21 protein-coding genes are annotated in these 22,934 nt (G+C 71.3%); 8 read left to right on the top strand and 13 right to left on the bottom strand.

The genetic code is table 11. The features are described from left to right. Nucleotides 1-59 precede the first annotated feature (59 nt). The 4 genes from ABD295_RS05480 (at nt 60) to ABD295_RS05465 (ending at nt 6,034) form a co-directional block, all read left to right on the top strand. On the top strand, nt 60-1,094 hold the full coding sequence (locus tag ABD295_RS05480) for a cyanophycinase (RefSeq protein ID WP_344302631.1): 1,035 nt from the start codon (nt 60-62) through the stop codon (nt 1,092-1,094). Beyond that, nucleotides 1,091-3,862 (top strand): cyanophycin synthetase, encoded by a 2,772-nt coding sequence (gene cphA, locus ABD295_RS05475; protein WP_344302630.1) that lies wholly within the window; start codon nt 1,091-1,093, stop codon nt 3,860-3,862. Before ABD295_RS05480 ends, cphA begins: the two co-directional genes overlap by 4 nt. A gap of 140 nt (nt 3,863-4,002) precedes the next feature. Continuing rightward, complete coding sequence (locus ABD295_RS05470) at nt 4,003-5,727, top strand: sodium:solute symporter family protein (RefSeq protein ID WP_344302719.1); 1,725 nt, start codon at nt 4,003-4,005, stop codon at nt 5,725-5,727. Between the two features lie 10 nt (nt 5,728-5,737). Beyond that, a complete protein-coding gene (locus ABD295_RS05465) occupies nt 5,738-6,034 on the top strand; it encodes a hypothetical protein (protein WP_344302629.1) in 297 nt (98 codons plus the stop codon). 10 nt (nt 6,035-6,044) lie between these two features. Here ABD295_RS05465 and ABD295_RS05460 read toward each other — a convergent pair whose 3' ends face one another. Further along, complete coding sequence (locus tag ABD295_RS05460) at nt 6,045-6,953, bottom strand: serine hydrolase domain-containing protein (protein ID WP_344302628.1); 909 nt, start codon at nt 6,951-6,953, stop codon at nt 6,045-6,047. Beyond that, the gene (locus ABD295_RS05455) at nt 6,950-8,641 is read right to left on the bottom strand and encodes a Mur ligase family protein (RefSeq protein ID WP_344302627.1); all 1,692 of its coding nucleotides are present in this window, start codon (nt 8,639-8,641) and stop codon (nt 6,950-6,952) included. The genes ABD295_RS05460 and ABD295_RS05455 overlap by 4 nt, the downstream gene beginning before the upstream one ends. Before the next feature lie 33 nt (nt 8,642-8,674). Between ABD295_RS05455 and ABD295_RS05450 the strand changes: the two genes are divergently transcribed. Then, nucleotides 8,675-9,160, top strand: a complete 486-nt coding sequence (locus tag ABD295_RS05450; protein WP_344302626.1) for an XdhC family protein — start codon at nt 8,675-8,677, stop codon at nt 9,158-9,160. 4 nt (nt 9,161-9,164) lie between these two features. Here the strand turns inward: ABD295_RS05450 and fabI are convergent, their stop codons facing one another. Genes fabI through ABD295_RS05435 form a run of 3 tightly spaced genes read right to left on the bottom strand, consistent with a single transcriptional unit; the run spans nt 9,165 to nt 10,949 of the window. Further along, nucleotides 9,165-9,938 carry an enoyl-ACP reductase FabI gene (fabI, locus tag ABD295_RS05445; protein WP_344302625.1) on the bottom strand — a complete coding sequence of 258 codons (774 nt, stop codon included), beginning with the start codon at nt 9,936-9,938 and terminating at the stop codon, nt 9,165-9,167. 17 nt (nt 9,939-9,955) lie between these two features. Next, complete coding sequence (gene fabG / locus ABD295_RS05440) at nt 9,956-10,678, bottom strand: 3-oxoacyl-ACP reductase FabG (RefSeq protein WP_344302624.1); 723 nt, start codon at nt 10,676-10,678, stop codon at nt 9,956-9,958. A 46-nt stretch (nt 10,679-10,724) separates the two neighbouring features. Next, entirely contained in the window at nt 10,725-10,949 is a 225-nt protein-coding gene (locus tag ABD295_RS05435; protein WP_344302623.1) for a dodecin, read from the bottom strand. Between the two features lie 54 nt (nt 10,950-11,003). Between ABD295_RS05435 and ABD295_RS05430 the strand changes: the two genes are divergently transcribed. Next, the gene (locus ABD295_RS05430; protein WP_344302622.1) at nt 11,004-11,318 is read left to right on the top strand and encodes a DUF3099 domain-containing protein; all 315 of its coding nucleotides are present in this window, start codon (nt 11,004-11,006) and stop codon (nt 11,316-11,318) included. A gap of 216 nt (nt 11,319-11,534) precedes the next feature. Here the strand turns inward: ABD295_RS05430 and moaA are convergent, their stop codons facing one another. Continuing rightward, entirely contained in the window at nt 11,535-12,545 is a 1,011-nt protein-coding gene (moaA, locus tag ABD295_RS05425; RefSeq protein WP_344302621.1) for a GTP 3',8-cyclase MoaA, read from the bottom strand. A gap of 44 nt (nt 12,546-12,589) precedes the next feature. Here moaA and ABD295_RS05420 point away from each other — a divergent pair, with 44 nt between their 5' ends. Continuing rightward, on the top strand, nt 12,590-13,420 hold the full coding sequence (locus ABD295_RS05420) for an SURF1 family cytochrome oxidase biogenesis protein (protein WP_344302620.1): 831 nt from the start codon (nt 12,590-12,592) through the stop codon (nt 13,418-13,420). Here the strand turns inward: ABD295_RS05420 and ABD295_RS05415 are convergent. Genes ABD295_RS05415 through ABD295_RS05400 form a run of 4 tightly spaced genes read right to left on the bottom strand, consistent with a single transcriptional unit; the run spans nt 13,352 to nt 18,431 of the window. Further along, the gene (locus tag ABD295_RS05415; RefSeq protein WP_344302619.1) at nt 13,352-14,107 is read right to left on the bottom strand and encodes an SDR family oxidoreductase; all 756 of its coding nucleotides are present in this window, start codon (nt 14,105-14,107) and stop codon (nt 13,352-13,354) included. The genes ABD295_RS05420 and ABD295_RS05415 overlap by 69 nt on opposite strands. Nucleotides 14,108-14,121: 14 nt before the next feature. Further along, nucleotides 14,122-15,990: an ABC transporter ATP-binding protein gene (locus ABD295_RS05410; protein WP_344302618.1), complete on the bottom strand. Its 1,869-nt coding sequence runs from the start codon at nt 15,988-15,990 to the stop codon at nt 14,122-14,124. A gap of 28 nt (nt 15,991-16,018) precedes the next feature. Then, nucleotides 16,019-16,810, bottom strand: a complete 792-nt coding sequence (locus tag ABD295_RS05405) for an enoyl-CoA hydratase/isomerase family protein (RefSeq protein WP_344302617.1) — start codon at nt 16,808-16,810, stop codon at nt 16,019-16,021. A gap of 22 nt (nt 16,811-16,832) precedes the next feature. Continuing rightward, nucleotides 16,833-18,431 carry an ABC-F family ATP-binding cassette domain-containing protein gene (locus ABD295_RS05400; RefSeq protein WP_344302616.1) on the bottom strand — a complete coding sequence of 533 codons (1,599 nt, stop codon included), beginning with the start codon at nt 18,429-18,431 and terminating at the stop codon, nt 16,833-16,835. A gap of 97 nt (nt 18,432-18,528) precedes the next feature. Here ABD295_RS05400 and ypfJ point away from each other — a divergent pair, with 97 nt between their 5' ends. Next, nucleotides 18,529-19,485 carry a KPN_02809 family neutral zinc metallopeptidase gene (gene ypfJ / locus ABD295_RS05395; protein ID WP_344302615.1) on the top strand — a complete coding sequence of 319 codons (957 nt, stop codon included), beginning with the start codon at nt 18,529-18,531 and terminating at the stop codon, nt 19,483-19,485. A gap of 3 nt (nt 19,486-19,488) precedes the next feature. On the opposite strand, the gene ABD295_RS05390 is transcribed toward ypfJ, so the two are convergent. Genes ABD295_RS05390 through ABD295_RS05380 form a run of 3 tightly spaced genes read right to left on the bottom strand, consistent with a single transcriptional unit; the run spans nt 19,489 to nt 22,905 of the window. Then, a complete protein-coding gene (locus ABD295_RS05390; RefSeq protein ID WP_344302614.1) occupies nt 19,489-20,394 on the bottom strand; it encodes a phosphotransferase in 906 nt (301 codons plus the stop codon). Between the two features lie 10 nt (nt 20,395-20,404). Continuing rightward, nucleotides 20,405-21,982 carry an ABC transporter permease gene (locus ABD295_RS05385; protein WP_344302613.1) on the bottom strand — a complete coding sequence of 526 codons (1,578 nt, stop codon included), beginning with the start codon at nt 21,980-21,982 and terminating at the stop codon, nt 20,405-20,407. Continuing rightward, the gene (locus ABD295_RS05380; protein WP_344302612.1) at nt 21,979-22,905 is read right to left on the bottom strand and encodes an ABC transporter ATP-binding protein; all 927 of its coding nucleotides are present in this window, start codon (nt 22,903-22,905) and stop codon (nt 21,979-21,981) included. Before ABD295_RS05380 ends, ABD295_RS05385 begins: the two co-directional genes overlap by 4 nt. Nucleotides 22,906-22,934: the final 29 nt, after the last annotated feature.

Here is a 22,934-nt window from a genome sequence, read left to right as displayed (position 1 = left end):
CAGGTCCCCCCAAAGACTGCTGCACGGGCCTACTGTCCCAGCCGCTAGCCTGCTCTGTCATGCAGTTGCCGGAGCCTGGCGCGACCTCTTCCGAGGAGCCACCCGCCCAGGCCAGGGGCCCGCTGATGATCATCGGCGGCGCCGAGGACAAGCTGCGCCGCCGGACCATCCTCAACCGGTTCGTGGCCGCCAGCGGCGGCACCGAGGCTCGCATCGCGCTGCTTCCCACCGCCTCGTCGCTCGGCGACGAGGTCGTCGAGGTGTACGACGCGCTGTTCCGCAAGCTGGGTGCCGCCGAGGTGATGCCGGTGCGGCCGGAGTCGCGCGAGGACGCCCACGATCCCGACCTGGTCGGCATCATCGAGAAGGCCACCGGCATCTTCATGACCGGCGGCAACCAGCTCAAGCTCTCCGCGATCATCTGCGGCACGCCGCTGGGCGACGCGATCGTCGCGGCCCGCGAGCGCGGCGCCGTCGTCGCGGGCACCTCCGCCGGCGCGAGCATCCAGTCCTCGCACATGGTCGCCTTCGGCACCGGCGGGGCGACGGCCAAGCAGCGGATGACTCAGGTCGCTGCGGGCCTCGGTCTCGTGCAGAGCGCGGTGATCGACCAGCACTTCGACCAGCGCAACCGCTACGGCAGGCTGCTGATGATCGTCTCCCAGTCGCCCCAGCTGCTCGGCATCGGTGTCGACGAGGACACCTGTGCGGTGGTCACCAGCCAGGGCGACCACGAGATGCTGACCGTGCTGGGCCGCGGCGCGGTCACCATCTTCGACCCCGCGCGGATGGCCACCAACGCCTACGAGGCCAAGCGTTCGAGCCCGTTGCTGGCCAGCGGCGTCGTGCTGCACATGCTCCCGGCGGGGGCGCAGTTCGACCTCACCACCCGCACCTTGGTGAAGCCCGAGGAGCAGGTCAGCGACGAGGACGCTGCGGAGGTTCTCGAGGCCCAGCGCGACCTGCGCCACCTCGCGCGCGACATCGCGGCGGCCGACAAGTCGCCCAGCGCGCTGCGGCGCCGCCTCGCACGAACCCGTGGCCCCCGCCCAGCCCACGGACCCGACCCACAGGACGGAGCAGCCCCCGAATGACCCCCTCCCCTGACCTCAAGATCGTCGAGACGCGCGTCTACCGCGGGGCCAACATCTGGTCCTACGAGAAGGCCATCCACCTGGTTGTCGACCTGGGATCCCTCGAGGAGCACCCCACCGACAAGCTCCCCGGCTTCACCGACAACCTGCTCCAGATGCTGCCGGGGCTGCGGGAGCACTCCTGCTCGCGAGGGCGCCGTGGGGGCTTCGTCGAGCGGCTCAACGAGGGCACCTGGCTGGGGCACGTGGCCGAGCACTGCGCCCTCGCCCTCCAGCAGGTCGTCGGCCATGACATCCGGCGCGGCAAGACTCGCCAGGTAAAGGGCGAGAAGGGCCGCTACAACGTCGTGTTCGGGTACGTCGACGAGAACGTCGCGCTCGCCGCCGCGCATCTCGCCGTACGCCTGGTCAACCACCTCGTCCAGGCCGACCCGGCCCTCGATTGGGACGAGGAGCTCGAGTCGTTCATCAAGCGGGCCGAGCGCACCGCCTTCGGCCCGTCGACCCAGGCGATCGTCGACGAGGCCGTCTCGCGCGACATCCCGTGGATCCGGCTCAACCAGCACTCCCTGGTGCAGCTGGGCCAGGGCGTCCACGCCAAGCGCATCCGCGCGACGATGACCTCGGCCACCTCGGCGATCGCGGTCGACGTCGCGTCCGACAAGGACCTCACCACCCGGTTGCTCGGCGCCGCCGGCCTCCCGGTCCCCAAGCAGGAGTCGGTGCGCACCGTCGACCAGGCCGTCTCCGCGGCGAAGCGGATCGGCTTCCCGGTCGTGGTCAAGCCGCTCGACGGCAACCACGGGCGCGGCGTCTGCCTCGACCTGCGCGACGAGGAAGACGTACGCGAGGCGTTCCCGATCGCCGAGGACCAGTCCCGACGCGGCACGGTCATCGTCGAGTCGTTCGTCACCGGCAAGGACTACCGCTGCCTCATCATCGACGGCCGGCTCGCGGCGGTGGCCGAGCGCGTGCCCGCGCACGTGGTGGGAGACGGCACCTCGACGGTGCAGCAGCTGGTCGACCTCACCAACGCCGACCCCCGGCGCGGTGTCGGGCACGAGAAGGTGCTCACCCGCATCAAGGTGGACAAGGCGGCCATCGAGCTGCTCGAGAGCCAGGGTCACACGCTCGACTCGGTCCCGGCGGCGGGCGAGATGGTGAAGCTGACGCTCACCGGCAACATGTCCACGGGCGGCATCTCCATCGACCGGACCTTCGAGGCGCATCCGGAGAACGTCGAGATCGCCGAGGAAGCCGCCCGGATGGTGGGCCTCGACATCGCCGGCATCGACTTCATCTGCCCCGACATCACCGAGCCCGTCCGCGAGACGGGCGGCGCGATCTGTGAGGTCAACGCCGCGCCGGGGTTCCGGATGCACACGCACCCGACCATCGGCGACCCGCAGTTCATCGCCAAGCCCGTCGTCGACATGCTGTTCCCGCCGGGCGCCACGTCGCGCATCCCGATCGTCGCGGTGACCGGCACCAACGGCAAGACGACGACCAGCCGGATGATCTCCCACATCTTCAAGGGGCTGGGCCGCAAGGTCGGCATGACCAGCACCGACGGCGTCGTCATCGACGAACGGTTGCTGATCCGCGCCGACGCGTCCGGCCCCCGCTCGGCGCGCATGGTGCTGCAGAACCCCCGCGTCGACTTCGCCGTCTTCGAGGTGGCACGCGGCGGCATCCTGCGCGAGGGCCTCGGCTACGAGCGCAACGACGTCGCTGTCGTGCTGAACGTGCAGCCGGACCACCTGGGCCTGCGCGGCATCGACACCATCGAGCAGCTCGCCGACGTCAAGGCCGTCGTCGTGGAGGCCGTGCCCCGCGACGGTCACGCCGTCCTCAACGCGGACGACCCGCTGGTCCGTGAGATGCGACGCAAGTGCTCGGGCCAGGTGGTGTGGTTCTCGATGGCCGAGCCGGGCAGCGAGGTGCGCGACATGATCGACGGTCACTGCCGTCGTGGCGGCAAGGCGTTGGTCCTCAACGCCTCGGACCGAGGCGAGATGATCGTGGTGAAGCACGGGCCCCGCGAGATGCAGCTCGCCTGGACCCACCTGCTCCCGGCCACCTTCGGCGGCCGCGCCCGGATGAACGTGCAGAACACCCTGGCCGCGGCCGCGGCCGCGTTCGCCGCGGGCGCGCCGTTGCACGACATCCGTCAGGGACTGCGCACCTTCTCGACCAACTACTACCTCTCCCCCGGCCGCCTCAACGAGGTCGAGGTGAACGGCATCCACGTCATCGTCGACTACTGCCACAACGCGCCGGGCATGCGCGCGCTCGGCGACTTCGTCGACCGGGTGGGCGAGACGCTCACCTCGGTCCACGAGCTCGGCAAGGCGCAGCGCATCGGCGTGATCGCCACCGCCGGAGACCGCCGCGACGAGGACATGCGCGAGCTCGGCGAGGTCGCTGCAGAGCACTTCGACGTGGTCGTGGTCCGCGAGGACGCCAACCTCCGCCGCAGAGCGGCGGGCGAGACCGCCGGCCTCGTCGCCGACGGCGTACGTGCGGCGATGGCCCGAGGCGCCCGGTGCCGACAGGTCGAGATCATCCTCGACGAGATCGACGCGGTCCGCCACGCGATGGCCCGCGCCAACCCCGGAGACCTCGTCGTGCTCTGCGTCGACACGCACCCCGCCGTGATGACGGAGCTCGAGTCCTGGTCCAGCTGGGCCCAGGCCGGCGCCGGAGCAAGCGACGACGCCCCGGCGGCAGACCCCGACTACACCCCCGCCGCCGCCGACGGTTCGTGACCATCCGGGCGGGTCCCTCTAAGGCGACACCCTTAGGGAGGGACGAAGTCCTGGCCGCAAGGCGCTAGGTTGGCTGACGGTCATCTGTCGGGAGGAGCCGAGACGTGCCAGTTTCCGGGATCAGCAGCCAGCTCGTGAGTGTGTGGGCCTCCACCATCATCGACGCCAAGTTCATCGACTACCTCATCCTCTTCACCTACTTCCTGGTCGTGATGGGCATCGGCTTCATCGCCCGGCGCCAGGTGTCGGACTCGCTGGACTTCTTCCTCTCGGGCAGGTCGCTGCCGGCGTGGGTCACGGGTCTGGCGTTCATCTCGGCCAACCTCGGCGCCGTCGAGATCATGGGCATGTCGGCGTCGGGCGCGCAGTTCGGCCTGCCGACGGTCCACTACTTCTGGGTCGGTGCCGTCCCGGCGATGCTGTTCCTCGGTGTCGTGATGATGCCGTTCTACTACGGCTCCAAGGTGCGGTCGGTCCCGGAGTTCATGCTCCGCCGGTTCGGTCCGGGAGCCCACCTGGTCAACTCGATCTCGTTCGCCACCGCCCAGCTCTTGATCGCGGGCGTGAACCTCTACCTGCTCGGCACGATCCTGCGCGCGATGCTCGGCTGGTCGCTGTGGGTCTCCCTCATCGTCGCGGCGATCATCGTGCTGTCCTACATCACCCTCGGCGGCCTCTCCGCGGCGATCTACAACGAGGTGCTGCAGTTCTTCGTGATCGTCGCGGGCCTGCTCCCGCTGACGCTCATCGGCCTGCACCGCATCGGCTGGTGGGACGGACTCACCTCCAAGATCGAGGATGCGGCAGCGGGCGGTGCCGGACCGCCGGCCGACCAGCAGCTCAACTCCTGGCCCGGCCAGGCGCTCTCGGGCTTCGAGTCGCCGGTGCTGTCGGTCATCGGCATCGTCTTCGGCCTCGGCTTCGTGCTGTCCTTCGGCTACTGGACGACCAACTTCGTCGAGGTCCAGCGGGCGATGGCCTCCGACTCGATGGCCTCGGCGCGCAAGACCCCCATCATCGGCTCGTTCCCGAAGATGTTCGTCCCCTTCATCACGATCCTGCCCGGCATGGTCGCCGCGGTGCTCGTCTCCGAGATCATCGACCTCAAGGCGGGCGGATCACCAGCTGGCGGGGCCTCCGGCCAGGGAGTCGCCTACAACGACTCGCTGCTCTACCTCATGCGCGACGTGCTGCCCAACGGTCTGCTCGGCCTGGCCCTGACCGGCCTGCTGGCTGCCTTCATGGCCGGCATGGCGGCCAACATCTCGGCGTTCAACACGGTCTTCTCCTTCGACCTGTGGCAGCAGTACTTCGTCAAGGACCGGGACGACGACTACTACCTGCGCGTCGGCCGCATCGCCACGGTGGCGGCCACGGCGGTCGCCATCCTCACCGCGTCGTTCGCCAGCTCGTTCTCCAACATCATGGACTACCTCCAGACGCTGTTCGGGTTCTTCAACGCACCGCTCTTCGCGACCTTCATCCTCGGCATGTTCTGGAAGCGGATGACGGCGACCGCCGGCTGGGTCGGCCTGTCCTGCGGCACGATCTCCGCGGTGATCATCGCGTTCCTCACCGAGGACGCCTTCGGCAGCGCGAGCACCGGCCTCATCCCGGTCGGCGGTCAGGGAGCGGCGTTCCTCGCCGCGTCGGTCGCGTTCGTCGTCGACATCGCGCTCAGCATCGCGGTTTCGTTGGCGACCAGGCCGAAGCCGGACGAGGAGCTCGTGGGCCTCGTCTACTCCGTGACCCCGAAGGAGCAGCGCACCGACCCGAAGGAGCACACCTACCCGTGGTACCGCCGCACGGTGCCGCTCGCGTGCTTGTCCCTGGCCATGGTCACCGTCTTGAACATCATCTTCTGAGGAGACCGAGATGAGCGAGCAGGAAGTCACCACCAAGTCGGGCAAGCACGGGCACACCGCCGGCATCTACGACATCCGCAACATCATCGGCGGGTTGATGGGCGTCTACGGCGTCGTGCTGACGCTGATGGGCCTCTTCGGCGACCAGGAGGGCGACAAGACCGGCGACGTCAACGCCAACCTCTGGGCAGGTCTGGCGCTGCTGGTCTTCGGCATCTCGATGATCGCGTGGGCGCAGATCAAGCCGGTGGTCGTCCCTGAGGACTTCGAGGCCGACGACGACGAAGACCGCCCAGCGGGACACTGACTCCGACGGGTCAGGCGCGCCCGCGCGCGAGGTCCATGCCACGTCGGTCGACGCTCCGGTCGCTGGCCCCGAGCACGACCACGCCTCGTTGACGTCCGTGGTCGACGCCGACGAAGCTGCGGTAGCCGGCCGTGCCCCCGTTGTGCCACAGCAGCGAGCCGTCACGCCCTGAGAGCCGCATCCAGGCCATCGCCAGCGCGATCCTCCCTTCACCGGCAAGAGTCCGGTGCGTGAGCCGGATCGCCTCTCCGAGGCCGTCGTCGGGTGGCCAGAGCTGGGCACGCAGGAAGACCACCAGGTCGTCGACGGTCGACCACAGCGCCCCGGCTCCGGCCATGGCGTCGAAGGTCCACGCCTGCGGGTGCGCCCTGCCCCAGCGGTTCGTCCCGATGACCAGGCGTGCGGGGTCAGCTGGTGCGCAGCCGGTGTCGGCCATCCCGAGTGGTCGGGTGACGCGGGCGCTGACCGCAGCGTCGTACGACATCCCCAGGTGCGTCGCGAGCGCGTGACCGAGAAGCCCGTAGCCGAGGTTGGAGTACGCCGGTCGCCCGCCTGCTCTCCGCAACCGCACCTCCCGGAGCGCAGCGACCAGTGCATCCGCGTCGATGTCTGCGTACGGGTCGCGCCGCGCCGCGCTCCACACCTTCTGCCACGACCCCGGCGGGAGACGCGGTAGCCCGCTGGTGTGCGAGGCGAGCGCCGACAGGGTCGCCGTGCCCGCTGGCGAACCAGCCAGGCCAGGCAGCAGCTCAGAGACGGGCTGGTCCAGCGTGAGCCGCGCGTCGACCACCTCGCGAGCGAGCACCAGTGCGGTGAAGACCTTCGTCACCGAACCGATCTGGTGGATTCCGTCCGCCCGCGCGCCGGAGCGGGCCACGCCGTCGACGGTGACGACCGCCTCGGCCGAGCCCGGCCTCACCCGGCCGCCGCGCGCACCTTGGCCGCCAGGGTCTCGGGGCGGTCGGCCGTCCCGCCGTGCTCGGCTATCCAGGCGTAGACCTCCTCGCGCTCGGCGTGGCACATCAGGCCGACGACGTCCCCGGGTTGTGCCTGGGCCACCAGGGCCGCGAGGCACTCGACCTCGGTGGGGTACGCCGGCACGTCGGTGACCCCGACCCGCTCGGCACCGGCGCGCAGCAGGCGCTCGAGCTCCTCCATGCTCCGTCCACGGAGGTAGCGCTGCTTGTGGCCGATCGCGACCACGTCGGTGCCCATGGCACCGATCTCGCCGAGCTTGTCGATCAGCTCGTCCTGCCGGTCCCCGACGGCGCCGAGGCCCAGCAGCAACCGGGCACCGGAGCGGCGTACGCCGTTCATGATCTCGAGCATCGCCTCCAGCCCGGCCTCGTTGTGCGCCAGGTCGACCACCACGGAGACCCCGCCGGGGAGGGTGAAGAGGTTCATCCGGCCGGGGTTGTGCTCGGCGTCGGGCCGGAAGGTGCGCAGCCCCTCGACGACCTTGTCCCGAGGGATGCCGATCGCCAGCGCCGCCGACGCAGCCGCCAGGGAGTTCTCCACGTTGAAGCGCGAGAGGCCGGACAGGGTCATCGGCACGTCGACGAGCTCGACCAAGGGGTCGGGGTCGGCGTTCGGGGCCAGCACCGACACCCAGCCGTCGATCACCGTGGTCGCGCGTCCCGACCCGTGCGACAGGATCTCGCGGATCGCCGGCGAGTCGGGGTCGCGGGAGAAGATCCACGGGCGCGCCGTGATCGAGGTGCGCATCGCGAACACGCGCGGGTCGTCGCCGTTGAGGACCGACCAGCCGCCCTTGCGCGTGATGCGCGGCACCACGCCCTTGACCTCCGCGAGCTGGTCGAGGGTGTCGATGCCCTGCAGGCCCAGGTGGTCCGCGGTCACGTTGGTCACGACGGAGACATCGTTGCGGGTCAGGCCGATGCCCTTGAGCAGGATGCCGCCGCGAGCGGTCTCGGTGACCGCCAGCTCCACCTCCTGGTGCGACAGCACGCGCCCGGCGCCACTGGGACCGCTGTAGTCGCCGGCCTCGACGAGCTCGCCGTCGACGTAGATGCCGTCGGTGTTGGACCAGCCCACCAGCAGCCCGCTCGTGCGGGCGATGTGCGCGATCATCCGGCTCGTCGTCGTCTTGCCGTTGGTGCCGGTGACCGCGACGACGGGGATCCTCGGGGTGATCGTGGTCGGCCCGGGACCCGCGTCGGTCGCCCCGACGCTCGCCGCCGCCCTGCTCACGGCGTCGTCCACGTCTCCGTCCAGGACCGCGTCGAGCACCTCGGCCACCGCCCGGCCGAGTGCCTCGGCGCGACCGCGGTGCTTCCACGGGAAGGCGACCACGAGCCGGTGCGGGTCGCTCGTCGGGCGCACCCGCACCGCCAGCCGCGAGGTGCCGCTCTCGGTCGCGACCGCGCGCACCAGTCGCGCCAGGGCTCGCGCGGCAAAGCGCTGGCGGAAGCCGGTCTCGGGCTCCCCCGGCCGCGCGTTGCGCAACCCGATCCGGCTCGCGAACCGCCGGGCGGTCTCGCGCGGAACCGCGGCCAGACCACTGATGTCGACGGTCAGCTTGATCGCGGCACGGGGGAAGTAGAGGTTCGGGCCCTCCAGGACGCGCAGCTCGACGAGGGAGGTCACCCGCGCACGCTATCGAAGCGCCAAGATGGGGTCGTGAGCACTCCGAGAGAGCAGCCCTGGCGGGACCCGACCGGCACCGAGACGCAGGGACGGCTGGTCGTGCTGACCCGCAACCCGATCGCCGAGGCGATCGGTGTCATCGCGTCCACCGCGGGCCGCGACGTGGTCGTGGTCGACGAGGACGAGGAGGGTCGGGGGCTCGCGGCCGTCCAGTCGGTCGGGCTGCGCGAGGGCGACGCGGTGGTGCTGTGCGACCACGACGCGCCCGATGCGCCGGCGGTGTTGCGCCACGCGCTGGCCTCGCCCGCGTCGTACGTCGCCATGATGGCCAGCCGCCGACGCTCGGAGGGTCTGCTGGCCGAGCTGGCCGAGGAGGGGGCCTCTGGGCTGGACAAGCTGCGGGTGCCGGCCGGGCTGGACACCGGCGGAAAGACCGCCGGCGAGATCGCCCTGTCCGTCGTGGCCGAGGTGGTCGCGACGGCGTACGGCCGCAGCGGCCGGCCGATGCGCGAGCTCTAGTCGGTCAGGCACCCATCGCGTGGAAGCCGCCGTCGACGTGCACGATCTCGCCGGTGGTGGCCGGGAAGAAGTCCGACAGCAGCGCGCAGACCGCACGAGCCGTCGGCTCCTGGTCGGTGTTGTCCCAGCCGAGAGGGGCCCGCGTGCCCCACATGTCCTCGAGGTCGGAGAAGCCGGGGATCGCCTTGGCCGCCAGCGTGCGCAGCGGACCGGCACTCACGAGGTTGACCCGGATGCCCTCCGGGCCGAGGTTCCGCGCCAGGTAGCGCGACGTCGACTCGAGCCCTGCCTTCGCCACGCCCATCCAGTCGTACGCCGGCCAGGCGACCGTGGCGTCGAAGGTGAGGCCCACGACCGACGAGCCCGACGACATCAGCGGTTTGGCCGCGACGGTCAGCGACTTGAGGGAGTACGCCGACACCTGCACGGCCTGCGCCACGTCGGGCCACGGGCCGTCGAGGAAGTTGCCGCCGAGCAGCGTCTCGGGGTTGCCGTAGGCAATCGAGTGGACGACGCCGTCGAGGCCGTCGACGTGCTCTCGGACCAGGTCGGGCAGCCGCTCGAGGTGCTCGTCGTCGGTGACGTCGAGCTCGAGCACGGGTGGCTCGGTCGGCAGCCGCTTCGCGATGCGCTTGGTGATGCCGAGCGCCCGACCGAAGTTGGTGATCAGCACGGTCGCGCCCTGCTCCTGCGCCACCTTGGCCGTCGCGAAGCCGATGGAGGAGTCCATGGTCACGCCCGCGACCAGGATCCGCTTGCCTTCGAGGATGCCGCCCATGTCATGCACTCCTTCTCTCAGTGGCCCATGCCGAGGCCGCCGTCGACCGGGATCACTGCCCCGGTGACGTAGCCCGCGCCGTCGGAGGCCAGCCAGGTGACGACCGAGGCGACCTCGTCCGTCGATGCGTAGCGCCCCAGGGGCACCTGCGCCTTGATCGCGTCCTTCTGTGCGTCCGTCAGGGCCTCGGTCATGTCGGTCTCGACGAAGCCGGGCGCCACGACGTTCGCGGTGATCCCGCGCGAGCCGAGCTCGCGGGCGATCGACCGCGCCATGCCCACCAGTCCGGCCTTCGAGGCCGCGTAGTTGACCTGCCCGCCGGACCCGAGCAGCCCGACCACCGACGAGATGAAGATGATCCGGCCGCGCTTGAGGCGCAACATGCCCTTGGACGCGCGCTTCGCGAGCCGGAAGGAGCCGGTCAGGTTGGTCTCGATGACCGAGGACCAGTCGTCCTCCGACATCCGCAGCAGCAGGGTGTCCTTGGTGATGCCCGCGTTGGCGACGAGGACCTCGACCGGTCCGTGCGCCGCCTCGACCTCGGCGTACGCCGCCTCGACCTGCTCGGGGTCGGTCACGTCGCAGCGGACGTCGAGAGCGCCGTCAGGACCTCCGCCGTTGCGGGTGGTGACGGCGACCTTGTCACCCTGGGCGAGGAAGGCCTCGGCGATCGCGCGGCCGATGCCGCGGTTGCCGCCGGTGACCAGGACAGATCGTGCCGACTCTTGGGGCTCGCTCACGCGTCCCGACGCTAGTGGCTACCCGGAGGTAGCCGTCAACCGGGCCTCAGTCGAGGGGTGCGTCGTCCTCCAGCCGGAAGCCGACCTTCATGCCCACCTGGAAGTGCTCGACGGCACCGTCCTTGGCCTGGCCACGGACCTGGGTGACCTCGAACCAGTCGATGTGCCGCAGCGTCTTCCCGGCGCGCTCGATGCCGTTCCTGATGGCTTGGTCGATCCCGTCCGGTGAGGTGCCGACGATCTCGGTGACGCGGTAGGTGCGGTTGCTCATGCCCTCGATCCTAGGGCTGCCTGCGCGCGAGGGGTTGCGACGTAGAGTGACGACATGGCTGGTCGGCACGACTCCGACGCGGTGCGTGTGACCACCGCGCCGGTGACCGCGGCCGACGAGCAACGCGGCCGTCAGCGGCGCTACCTCATCTCGATGGGCATCCGCACCGTGTGCTTCGTGGGCGCCGTCGTCGCCGACGGCTGGCTGCGGTGGGTGCTGGTGGCTGCGGCCGTCGTGCTGCCCTACATATCGGTGGTCTTCGCCAACACCGAGAGCCGTCGCGACGACGGCTACCTCCTCGACGACCCGGGGAGACCGGACACCAGGCCGCAGCTGATGCCGGGTTCCGAACGTCCGGACCCCTCCTGACGAGACCCGCCTCACACATCAGCCGATTCGCTGGGTCCCGATTGGCCTCGTCGTCCTCACCTTGAGAGCATGGTTTCTGGAACGAGTTCTTTCTCCCCCGTGAGCACTCGTTCCTCTGCGCCGGACGACGAGCCCCCCGTAGTCGTCCGGCGCATCTTCGTCTGTGCGCCTTGTTCCGCGCCCCTTGTTCCGCGCCCCTTGTCCGGGCGCCTCGGCTCAGCCGCCGATGGCGGACATGGGCCGGTCGGGCTGCAGGAACGACGGGTCGTCGATGCCGTGGCCAGCGCGCTTGCCGGCCATCGCGGTCACCCAGCGGTCGGCGATCTCTTCGTCGGTCGCCCCGGCGCGCAGCGCGGCACGCAGGTCGGACTCCTCACGCGCGAACAGGCAGTTGCGGACCTGCCCGTCAGCGGTGAGCCGGACCCGGTCGCAGTCGCCGCAGAAGGGCCGGGTCACCGAGGCGATCACGCCCACGGTCGCCGGTCCACCGTCGACGAGGAAGAGCTCCGCAGGAGCGCTCCCCCGCGGCTCACCGTGCGGCGTCAGCTCGAACACGTCGGCCAGCTTGGCGAAGATCTCGTCTGCGGTGACCATGCCCGTGCGGCTCCAGCCGTGCTGGGCGTCCAGGGGCATCTGCTCGATGAACCGGAGGTCGTATCCCTCGTCGATCGCCCACCGCACCAGGTCGGGCGCCTCGTCGTCGTTGATCCCCCGCAGCAGCACGGCGTTGATCTTGACCGGGGACAGCCCGGCCGCCTTGGCGGCCTCGAGACCTGCGATCACGTCGGGATAGCGGTCCCGACGCGTGATCGTCTCGAAGGTGTCGGCCCGCAGCGTGTCGAGGCTGACGTTGACCCGGTCGAGGCCGGCGGCCGCCAGGGCGGCCGCCTGTCGGGAGAGTCCGAGCGCATTGGTCGTCAGCGAGGCCTCGACGGTGGGGTCGATGGCCTTGGTGCGGCCGACGATGTCGACCAGGCCCCGGCGTACCAGCGGCTCGCCGCCGGTGAAGCGCACCTCGCGGATGCCGAGCTGCCGCACGGCGACACCGATGAGGCGCACGACCTCGTCGTCGGTGAGGACGTCGTCGTTGGGCAGCCAGTCGAGACCCTCGGCCGGCATGCAGTAGGAGCAGCGCAGGTTGCAGCGGTCGGTGAGGGAGACGCGGAGATCGGTCGCGACCCGCCCGTAACGGTCCGCGAGCGCGCGCGTGCTCCCTGGTGTGGTCATGAGGAGAGTCTAGGCGTCGACTGGGCGCCGACTACCCTTCCTGGGTGTCCTCGCTGCGGTTCCTGGTCAGCCGCCGCTGGGCGCTCTTCGCGCTGGTCGTGGTGGTGCTGGCCTACCTGGCGTGGATCCTCGGCCAGTGGCAGTTCAGCCGGCTAGAGGACAGACGCGAGCACAACACGATCGTCGAGCGCAACGAAGGAGTGGCCGCCGTCCCCGTCTCGGAGGTGCTGAGCCAGGGCCGAGCGGTCACCGACGACGACGAGTGGCGGCTGGTCACGGCGACGGGCACCTACGACACCGACGACACGGTGATCGTGCGCTACCGCACCCGCGACGGCATCGCCGGCGTCGACGTGGTCGTCCCGCTGGTCGTCGGCGACGGCACCGCCCTGCTCGTGGACCGCGGCTGGCTGCGGACCGACAACCGTGGGCTGGACGAGGTCGAGGTCCCGGCGCCGCCCGACGGTGAGGTGACCGTCGAGGGATACGTGCGCCGTGACGCGACCGGCGACAGCAGCGCCGTGACCGACCAGTCCACGCGCGCCATCTCCAGCGAGCGGATCGGCGCTGCCCTGGACCGCCCGGTGTACGGCGGCTTCGTCGACCTGCGCAGCGAGGACCCGGCACCAGCGGAGCCACTCGAGCCCGCGCCCCTTCCGGACCTCGGGGAGGGCCCGCACTTCTTCTACGGGCTCCAGTGGTGGTTCTTCGGGCTGCTGGCCGTCGGCGGCTTCCTCTACCTCGTGTACGACGAGTGGCGCGGCGGCACCCGTCGGGTCACCCAGCGGGTGGCCGGCCGCGGCTCCTCAGATGGCCCGCAGCATCCCGCCGTCGACGGGCAGCATCACGCCGGTCACGAACGACGCGGCGGGTGAGAGCAGGAAGGCGGCCGCCCGGCCGAACTCCTCGGGCTGCCCGTCCCGGCCCAGCGGGATGCCCCGCAGCGCTGCGGCTGCTGCTGCCTCCGGGTCGCCGCTCGCCGCGTCGAGCTCGTCGATGCGCTCGGTGTGCACCCGGCCCGGCAGCAGGCCGTTGACCCGGATCCCGACGGGGCCGAGCTCGTCGGCGAGCGCCTTGGCGACCATCGCCAGGCCCGGCCTGAGGCCGTTGGAGATGGCGAGCCCAGGGATCGGGGCCCGGACGCTGGAGGACAGCACCAGCGCGAGCGAACCTCCTTCGGGCAGCACCTCGGCGACCTGCCGGCACAACCGCACCGCACCCAGGAAGACCGAGTCGAACGACGTCGACCACTGCTCGTCGGTGATGTCGATGACCCGTCCCGGCGGCGGCCCGCCCACGCTCACCAGCGCCCCGTCGACGCGACCCCAGCGCTCCCGGGCGGTGTGCAGGAGCCGCTGGGGGGTCTCCGGGTCGGCGTTGTCGGCGGCGACGGCGACGGCCCGCTCCCCGAGGTCGATGACGGCCTGGTCGAGGGTCTCTTGGCTGCGCCCGGACAGCACCACGCAGGCGCCCTCGTCGACGAGCACCTGCGCGGTGGCCCGGCCGAGACCGCGGCCGCCGCCGGTGACGAGGTAGACGCGGTCAGTGAGTCCGAGGTCCATGGTCGGACCGTACTTCAGACCGCTTCCGGCAGGAACTGCGTCCGGTAGAGATCGGCGTAGAGGCCTCCGGCAGCCAGCAGCTCGAGGTGGGTGCCGTGCTGGACGATCCGGCCGTCCTCCAGGACGAGGATCCGGTCGGCGTCGCGCACCGTGGAGAGCCGGTGGGCGATCACCAGGGAGGTGCGACCCTCCAGTGCGGCGTCGAGCGCGCGCTGGACGGCGGCCTCGGACTCGCTGTCGAGGTGGGCGGTGGCCTCGTCGAGCACCACGATGCCCGGCGCCTTCAGCAGCAGCCGGGCGATGGCCAGCCGCTGCCGCTCGCCTCCGGAGAGGCGGTAACCGCGGTCGCCGACGACCGTGTCCAAGCCGTCGGGCAGGCTCCTCACGAGCGACGCGATCTGGGCGGCCTCCAGGGCGTCCCACACGGCGTCGTCGGGGGCGCCGGGGCGGGCGTAGAGCAGGTTGGCGCGGATGGTGTCGTGGAACATGTGCGCGTCCTGCGTGACGTAGCCGACCGCGTCCTCCAGGGACTGCAAGGTCACGTCGCGGACGTCGTGGCCGCCGACCCGCACCGCCCCCGACTCGACGTCGTAGAGCCGGGCGACCAGGTTGGTGACGGTGGTCTTGCCGGCCCCCGACGGCCCCACGAGGGCGACCATCTCACCCGGCTCGGCGCGGAACGACACCTCCGTGAGCACCTGACCTGTGTCGCGTGACTCGACCCTCGCCACCGTCTCGAGCGAGGCCAGGCTGACCTCCTCGGCCCGTGGGTAGGTGAACGCCACCCGGTCGAACTCCAGGCTGCCTGCCTCGTGCGGGAGCACGACGGCACCGGGCCGCTCCTCGATGAGCGAGGGCAGGTCGAGCACCTCGAAGACCCGCTCGAAGCTCACCAGCGCCGTCATCACGTCGATGCGGACGTTGGAGAGTCCCTGCAACGGGCCGATCAGCCGCAGCAGCAGGGTCGAGAGCGCCAGGATCGTGCCGACCGTCAGGGTGCCGCTGATCGCGAAGTGGCCGCCGATGCCGAACACCAGCGCGGTGGCCAGCGCGGGGACGAGCATCATCGCCGCGCCGAAGATGCGGGTCACCAGCGAGATGCGGATGCCGAGGTCGCGCACCACCGCCGCCTTGTCGGCGAACAGCGCGTCCTCCTCGCCGCGGCGGCCGAAGAGCTTGAGCAGCATCGCGCCGCCGACGTTGAAGCGCTCGGTCATCGCGTTGCCCATGTCGGCGTTGCCGTCCATCTGGCGGCGGGTGAGCCCGGCCAGGCGGAGGCTGACGTAGCGCGAGGTGACCAGCAGGATCGGGAAGAGCGCCAGGCACATCACGGTGACCTGCCAGCTCAGCGCAAGCATGGTGATGCCGACGACGACCACGGCGATGGCGTTGGACACCGTGCTGGCCAGCGCGGACGTGAAGGCGCGCTGTGCGCCGATCACGTCGTTGTTGAGCCGCGAGACCAGCGCCCCGGTCTGCGTGCGCGTGAAGAACGCCAGCGACTGGCGCTGGACCCGCGCGAACACCTGGGTGCGCAGGTCGAAGATCAGCCCCTCACCGATGCGCGACGAGAGCCAGCCCGCCAGCACGGCCAGGATCGCGGTGACGATCGAGGTGGCGGCCATGGCCACCGCCAGCAGCGTCACGAGGCGACCGTCGTCCTTCAGGATGCCGTCGTCGACGATGCGCCGGATCAGCAGCGGGTTGACCACCACGAGGGAGGCGTCGACCACGGTCAGCACCAGGAACACCGAGATCAGCGCCCGGTGCGGCCGGGCGAAGCGCGCCACGCGCCGCAGGGTCTCTCGCTTGAGCCGCTGGTCGACCACGCTCCGGTCGGCCCGGAGGTTGCGCCAGGCGGCACCGCCACCCACCATCGACATCGCCCACCTCCTCCTTGACCGGCCAGGCTCATCCGCCCAGCTGCTGGAACCTCCCGTGCTGGGCCTCACGCTCGGCCCGCCGCTGCTCGTCGAGCGTAGAGTCCACCGCCGACAACAAGAGTGCCTTCGTGTCCCTGAGCGCTCCAGCAGGCGCCGCCAGGACCGCCGCGACCAGGTCGGCCACGGTGCCCTCGAGGTCGTCCCTGGGCACCACCGCGGTGGCCAGCCCGAGCCGCTGTGCCTCCGCGGCGCCGACCATCCGGCCGGTCGCGCAGATCTCCAGCGCCCGGGAGTACCCAACCGCCTCGACCAGGGGCTTTGTTCCCGTGAGGTCCGGAACCAGCCCCAGCGTGGTCTCCTTCATGCTCAGCTGGGCGTCGTCCGCGAGCACCCGGAGGTCGCACGCGAGGGCCAGCTGGAGTCCCGCGCCGATGGCGTAGCCCTGCACCGCCGCCACCGACACGATCCGCGGGTCGCGCAGCCAGGTGAAGCCCTGCTGGTAGTCGTCGACGATCGCCGAGAAGCCGTCGCGGTCCAGCGTCGTCATCTCCGCGAACGACACCTCCCCCTCGATCCCGCCGGGCTCGAGCATCCGCCGGTCCAGCCCGGCCGAGAACGACTGGCCCTCGCCGCCGAGCACCACCACGCGCACGTCGTCGGGCAGCTGCGCCCCGATGGCGGCCAACGCCCGCCAGGTGGCCGGCGTCTGGGCGTTGCGCACCTCGGGGCGGTCCAGCATCACCGTCACGACCGGGCCGTCGACGGCGTACGCGAGCCCGCCCTTCTCGATGTCGGCGGCGAGGTCCGGGGACGGCGTCATGGCCCCGATCCTGTCAGGCCCGTCAGGCGAGCGAGACCAGGTCGGCGTACGACGCGTTCCAGAGGTCCTCGACGCCGTCGGGGAGGATCAGCACCCGGTCCGGCTCGAGCGCGTGCACGGCCCCCTCGTCGTGGGTGACCAGCACGATGGCGCCCTCGTAGGTGCGGATCGCGGCGAGCACCTCCTCGCGGGAGGCGGGGTCGAGGTTGTTGGTGGGCTCGTCGAGCAGCAGCACGTTGGCGCTCGAGACGACGAGGATGGCCAGCGCCAGCCGGGTCTTCTCGCCACCGGAGAGCACGGCCGCCGGCTTGGCGGCGTCGTCGCCCGAGAAGAGGAACGAGCCGAGCACCGACCGCGCCTCGGTGTCGGTGAGCTGGGGCGCCGCGGCGTGGAGGTTCTCCAGCACCGTGCGTCCCGTGTCGAGGGTCTCGTGCTCCTGGGCGTAGTAGCCGAGCTTGAGACCGTGCCCGGGGGTCACCTCGCCGGTGTCGGGCCGGTCCACACCGCCCAGGATCCGCAGCAGCGTGGTCTTGCCGGCGCCGTTGAGGCCGAGGACGACGACCCGGGAGCCCTTGTCGATGGCCAGGTCGACGTCGGTGAAGACCTCGAGCGAGCCGTAGGACTTCGACAGCTCCGAGGCGGTGAGCGGCGTCTTGCCGCACGGCGCCGGCGAAGGGAACTTGATCTTGGCCACGCGGTCCGACCGCCGCTCGCCCTCGACGCCGGCGAGCATCTTCTCGGCACGCTTGAGCATCGACTGGGCGGCCTGGGCCTTGGTCGCCTTGGCCCGCATCTTGTTGGCCTGGTCGGTGAGGGTCTTGGCCTTGTTCTCCGCGTTGAGGCGCTCGCGCTTGCGCCGCTTCTCGTCGGTCTCACGTTGTTGGAGGTACGCCGTCCACCCGACGTTGTAGACGTCGATCTCGGCCCGGTTGGCGTCGAGGTGCAGCACCCGGTTGACCGTGGCCTCGAGCAGGGCGGTGTCGTGGCTGATCACCACGAGACCACCCTTGTGGGCCACGAGGAAGTCGCGCAGCCACACGATCGAGTCGGCATCGAGGTGGTTGGTGGGCTCGTCGAGCAGGAGCGTCTCGGCACCGCTGAAGAGGATCCGGGCCAGCTCGACGCGGCGGCGCTGACCGCCCGACAGCGTGCGCAGGGGCTGGCCGAGGATCCGGTCGTCGATGCCGAGGCTGTGCGCGATCTGGGCCGCCTCGGACTCGGCGGCGTACCCCCCGCTGGCATGCAGCTCTGCGTCCGCCCGGCTGTAGCGGCGCATCGCGCGCTCGCGCACCGACTCGTCGTCGCTGCCCATCTCGACCTCGGCGGCCCGCAACCTGGCGACCACGTCGCCTAGCCCGCGCGCCGACAGGATCCGGTCGCGCGCCAGCTGCTCGGGGTCGCCCGTCCGAGGGTCCTGGGGCAGGTAGCCGACCGAGCCCGTGGCCATGACCTGCCCGGATGCCGGCAGCCCCTCCCCGGCGAGGATCCGGGTGAGCGTGGTCTTGCCGGCACCGTTGCGCCCGACGAGGCCGACCTTGTCTCCGGCCGCCACCCGGAAGGTGACGTTCTCCATCAGCAGGCGCGCGCCCGCGCGGACCTCGAGGGCGTGGGCGGTGATCATGGCGAGGCGAGTGTCCCCCGCCGGGCCCCGGGCGGACAATTCAGCGCCGCTCCCAGCGCTCCACCCCGGCTGCGGCACGTGCCCTAGGGTGACCGATGTGCGTTTCAACCCGAAGGCCCGGCTGGACACCTCGCGCGTCCAGGACGCGGGCCGTGGCGGTGGTGGCGGTCTCGGTGGCGGGGGCATGCGGTTGCCGATCCCCAGCGGCAAGGCCGGAGGTGGCATCGGCGGCTTCATCCTGATCCTCGCCCTGGTCCTTCTCTCGCAGTGCGCCGGTCTCGACCTGACGGGTGGGGGCGGCGGCGCCCCCACGTCGTCCGGGAGCGGCTTCGACACCAGCCGGGTGGCCGGCGACTCCGACCGCTATGCCAACTGCAAGACCGGCGCCGACGCGCAGGACGACGTCGACTGCCAGCGGATCGCGGTCGAGAACTCCCTGTTCGACTTCTGGAGCGACGCGCTGCCGAGCCAGTCCAGCACGGCCTTCCAGCCGGCGTCGATGGTCACGTTCACCGGCGGGGTCGACACCGGTTGCGGTGCGGCGACGTCGCAGGTCGGCCCCTTCTACTGCCCCGCCGACAGCAGGATCTACCTCGACACGACGTTCTTCGACGACGTGCTCGAGCGGCAGCTCGGCGGGCCGGACGGCGGTTTCGTCGAGCCCTACGTGCTCGCCCACGAGTACGGCCACCACATCCAGAACCTCCTCGGCACGATGGGGCAGGTTCGCACGCAGCAAGGCCCGCGCAGCGACGCCGTCCGCCTCGAGCTCCAGGCCGACTGCTACGCCGGCATGTGGGCGCGCGCGGCCACCGAGACCGAGGACGCCTTCGGCGAGGTGCTGATCACGCAGCTCACTCAGGAGGACGTCCAGCAGGCGATCGACGCCGCCGAGGCCGTGGGGGACGACCGGATCCAGGAGAAGACCCAGGGACAGGTGACCGAGGAGTCCTGGACCCACGGCTCGGCCGAGCAGCGGGTGCAGTGGTTCGTCACCGGCTATCAGCAGGGCGCGCTGCAGGCCTGCGACACCTTCGCCGCCGACGCGCTCTGATCCCTAGAGCAGGGCCTCGAGCTGCGGGTAGAGCCTCTGCAGGGCGAACAGGTACGGCGCGACCGACGGGTGCGAGAACTTGCCAGCGAGCGCTCCCTCGCCGGGCGCGGCCTTGGCCAGCGCCCACTCGGCCCGGCTGAGGGACGTGTAGACGGCCGTCACGCGCGCTCCGGCCAGCACCTGGTCGCGGGTGGCCAGACCGGGTGGGAGCCCGCCGACGTACGCGTCGACGAGCGGGCCCAGCTCCTCTCGCGCGGACAGCGCCAGGTAGCCCAGGTCGCCTCCGACCGGCCCGAGCCCGAGGCTCCCCCAGTCGACGGTCACGACGGCGCTGCCGTCGACGGCGACCAGGTTGCCTCGGGACGGGTCGCCGTGCTGCGCGACCCTGGGAAGTGCGTCGAGCTCGTCGAGACGCTCGAGCCGATGACGCCACAGATGGTCCGCGACGTCGGCGACGGGGGTCCGCTGGAGGGTGGGCCAGCCACCCCGCTGCTCCGTGCGCAACAGCCGGGCGCGGAGCTGGTCGCGGGCGAACCACGGCTGCTCGGTCAGGTCGGCGCCCCCGAACAGACCGAGGCTACGGGCGGCGAACAGCCCGTTGACCGGCTGGAAGTCGACCCAGGCGGTCACCAACGTGATGCCCTCGTCATCCTCGTCGACGGAGACCGTGCGCGGCGCGTGCAGGCCGGGTGTCGACGCGACCAGTCCGGACGCGGCGACCTCGGCGGCGCGCCGCCAGTAGGCGAAGTGGGTCGGGTCGTCGAGTCCTGGCTCGTCGTGCACGTCGCTCGGCGGCACCAGCCGTTTGACCGCGACCTGGCGGCCGCGGATCGTCGCCCGCCAGACACCGGCCGTGCTCGGTCCGAGCCCGCCGGGAAGGGGCTGCCATCCCGGCTCGGGCTGCCACATGGCGCCGACGCTAGTGCACGTCTCGTCGCGCGAACGCCATTTGGGCGGCCACCCCGCCCACGACGGCGACGGCCAGCACCAGCGCGAACGCGGCCGGCGAGAACGACTCGACCGGTACGAGCGCGAGGTGCTCGAACGGCGACACGTCCTGGAGCCACTGCGGGAGCTGGAGCAGAGGTCCGAAGAAGGCCACCACCACGCTCACGCCGAGACCCAGCCAGGCGAGCAGGGACCAGCGGGGCACCAAGGCGTGCAACAGCGCGGCGAAGGCGGCGAGGACGAGCGCAGGTGCGAGGTACTGGAGCGTGCCCGCGGCGTACGTCGTGATCTCGTCGGCGCCTCCACCGGTCGCGGCGTACGCCAAGCCCATCCCCGTTCCGCCGACGAGCAGCACCAGCAGGGTGCCGGCGACGGTCATGACGAGGTGCCCGGAGAGCCAGGCCCGCCGCGACAGGCCGGTCGCCAGCAGGGACTCCACCCTCCCGGCCTCCTCCTCGCCCCGGGCGCGCAGCGCGGCCGAGACGGTGAAGCCGGACGCGATCAGGGCCAGCGTGAGCATCGCAATGGCGTAGAAGCCGTCGACGAGGTCGGCGCCGTCCTGGGCGAAGATCTCCCTGCTGGCGTCGCTGTCGCCGATCAGGTCGCCGACGTCGGAGCCGAGCGAGCCGTAGGACAGACCCACGAAGGCCATGCCGACGGCCCAGCCCAGCAGGGCGCCCCGGTGCAGGCGCCACGCGAGTCCGAGTCCGCTGCGCAGCCCGGCGGGCGCGCGGGCGGGGCCGGGGCGGGTCGCGAGCACGCCCGAGCCGAAGTCGCGCCGGGCGAAGACGGCGTACGCCACGACCACGCCCGCCACCGTCAGCCCGGCCAACAGGAGCGCGGGCCACCACCGCACACCGGAGAAGGGGTGCAGGCCCTGGTACCACCCGATCGGCGAGAGCCAGCTCAGGAGCCCGCCGTGGTCGATGCCGGAGACGTCACCCATGGCCCTCAACAGGTACGCGAGCCCGATGAAGGCACCGGCCATGCCGTACGTCGCTCGCGTCGTCGAGGTGAGCTGCGCTGCCAGCAACGCGGTGCCCGTGAACACCCATCCGCACAGCGTGAGCCCCACGCCCACCGCCAGGGAGTCCTCGACCGCAAGGGGGAACGAGATCAGGCTCAGGGCGACGAGCGCGCCGACGACGGCGTTGGCGATCAGCGCGACCATCAGGGCGGCGGTCGTGGGGGCGTGCCGCTTCACCGCGGCCGCGCGGACCAGCTCGTCGCGGCCGCTCTCCTCCTCGGCGCGGGTGTGCCGCCCGACCAGGAACATGCTCATCAGCCCGACCACGACCGCCCCGAACGCGGTGGCCTGCCAGACGACCTGACCCCCGATGGTGTCAAGAGCCCGTGCCGGACCGGCCATCGCGATGAAGGCCGTGTTCGACCCCATCGAGACGGCGGCCCGGTCGAGCTCCGCCTGGGTGGCGTAGAGCCCCTCCACGCTCACGGCCTGGCTGTAGTAGAGCAGCGTGGTGCCGAGCGACCACCACAGGATCATCCACTTGTCCCGCCACAGGAAGCGGCGCAGCAGCACCCCGGTCACGCGGACGCCTCTTCAGCCTCGTCCTCGACGCGATCGCCGTAGTGCCGCAGGAAGAGCTCCTCCAGCGTCGGTGGCTGGCTGGTCAGCGAGCGGACGCCTCCGGCTGTCAGCAAGCGGAGCACGTCGTCGAGCCGCGCGCTGTCGACCTGGAAGTGCACCCGGATGACCTCGTCGCCTGCGTCGACGACGAGGTCGTGCACGCCGTCCACGGCGTCGAGCCCCGCCGGGGCCCGCACCAGCTCGGCCTCGATCGAGGTGCGGGTCAGGTGCCGCAGCTGGCCCAGGGTGCCGGTCTCGACGCGTCGTCCGGCGCGGATGATGCTCACCCGGTCGCAGAGCCGCTCGACCTCGGCCAGGATGTGGCTGGACAGCAGGACGGTGCGCCCCCGGGCCCGGAAGTCCTCGACGCAGTCCTGGAAGACCGACTCCATGAGGGGGTCGAGGCCCGATGTCGGCTCGTCCAGGATCAACAGCTCGACGTCGGAGGCCAGCGCGGCCACGAGGGCGACCTTCTGCCGGTTGCCCTTGGAGTAGCCGCGGCTCTTCTTGGTCGGGTCGAGCTCGAACCGCTCGATCAGCTCCGCCCGACGCCGCTCGTCGATCCCTCCCCGCAGCGATCCGAGGAGGTCGATCACCTCTCCGCCGGTGAGGTTGGGCCACAGGTTGACGTCACCTGGGACGTAGGCGAGCCGCCGGTGGAGCGTCGCCGCGTCGCCCCACGGGTCGCCGCCGAGGAGGCGCGTCTCTCCTCCGTCCTTGCGCAGCAGGCCGAGCAGGACCCGGATCGTGGTCGACTTGCCGGAACCGTTGGGTCCGAGGAAGCCGTGCACCTCGCCCTCCTCGACGGCGAGGTCGAGCCCGTCGAGGGCACGGGTGGATCCGAAGGTCTTCACGAGGCCGCAGATCTCGATCGGGGTCGTCACGATCGCCACCGTACGCTCGAGCGGCGGGA

The organism is Nocardioides bigeumensis (genome assembly GCF_039531755.1).
Lineage (GTDB): Bacteria > Actinomycetota > Actinomycetes > Propionibacteriales > Nocardioidaceae > Nocardioides > Nocardioides bigeumensis.
This window is presented reverse-complemented; position numbering and strand designations above follow the sequence as displayed.

Excerpts from the sequence above, each read along its gene's own strand:
- ABD295_RS05480 (WP_344302631.1), top strand. The coding sequence starts at position 60 with ATGCAGTTGCCGGAGCCTGGCGCGACCTCTTCCGAGGAGCCACCCGCC.
- cphA (WP_344302630.1), top strand. The coding sequence starts at position 1,091 with ATGACCCCCTCCCCTGACCTCAAGATCGTCGAGACGCGCGTCTACCGC.
- ABD295_RS05465 (WP_344302629.1), top strand. The coding sequence starts at position 5,738 with ATGAGCGAGCAGGAAGTCACCACCAAGTCGGGCAAGCACGGGCACACC.
- fabI (WP_344302625.1), bottom strand. The coding sequence starts at position 9,938 with ATGGGCGGCATCCTCGAAGGCAAGCGGATCCTGGTCGCGGGCGTGACC.
- ABD295_RS05435 (WP_344302623.1), bottom strand. The coding sequence starts at position 10,949 with ATGAGCAACCGCACCTACCGCGTCACCGAGATCGTCGGCACCTCACCG.
- ABD295_RS05430 (WP_344302622.1), top strand. The coding sequence starts at position 11,004 with ATGGCTGGTCGGCACGACTCCGACGCGGTGCGTGTGACCACCGCGCCG.
- moaA (WP_344302621.1), bottom strand. The coding sequence starts at position 12,545 with ATGACCACACCAGGGAGCACGCGCGCGCTCGCGGACCGTTACGGGCGG.
- ABD295_RS05415 (WP_344302619.1), bottom strand. The coding sequence starts at position 14,107 with ATGGACCTCGGACTCACTGACCGCGTCTACCTCGTCACCGGCGGCGGC.
- ABD295_RS05410 (WP_344302618.1), bottom strand. The coding sequence starts at position 15,990 with ATGTCGATGGTGGGTGGCGGTGCCGCCTGGCGCAACCTCCGGGCCGAC.
- ABD295_RS05405 (WP_344302617.1), bottom strand. The coding sequence starts at position 16,810 with ATGACGCCGTCCCCGGACCTCGCCGCCGACATCGAGAAGGGCGGGCTC.
- ABD295_RS05400 (WP_344302616.1), bottom strand. The coding sequence starts at position 18,431 with ATGATCACCGCCCACGCCCTCGAGGTCCGCGCGGGCGCGCGCCTGCTG.
- ABD295_RS05390 (WP_344302614.1), bottom strand. The coding sequence starts at position 20,394 with ATGTGGCAGCCCGAGCCGGGATGGCAGCCCCTTCCCGGCGGGCTCGGA.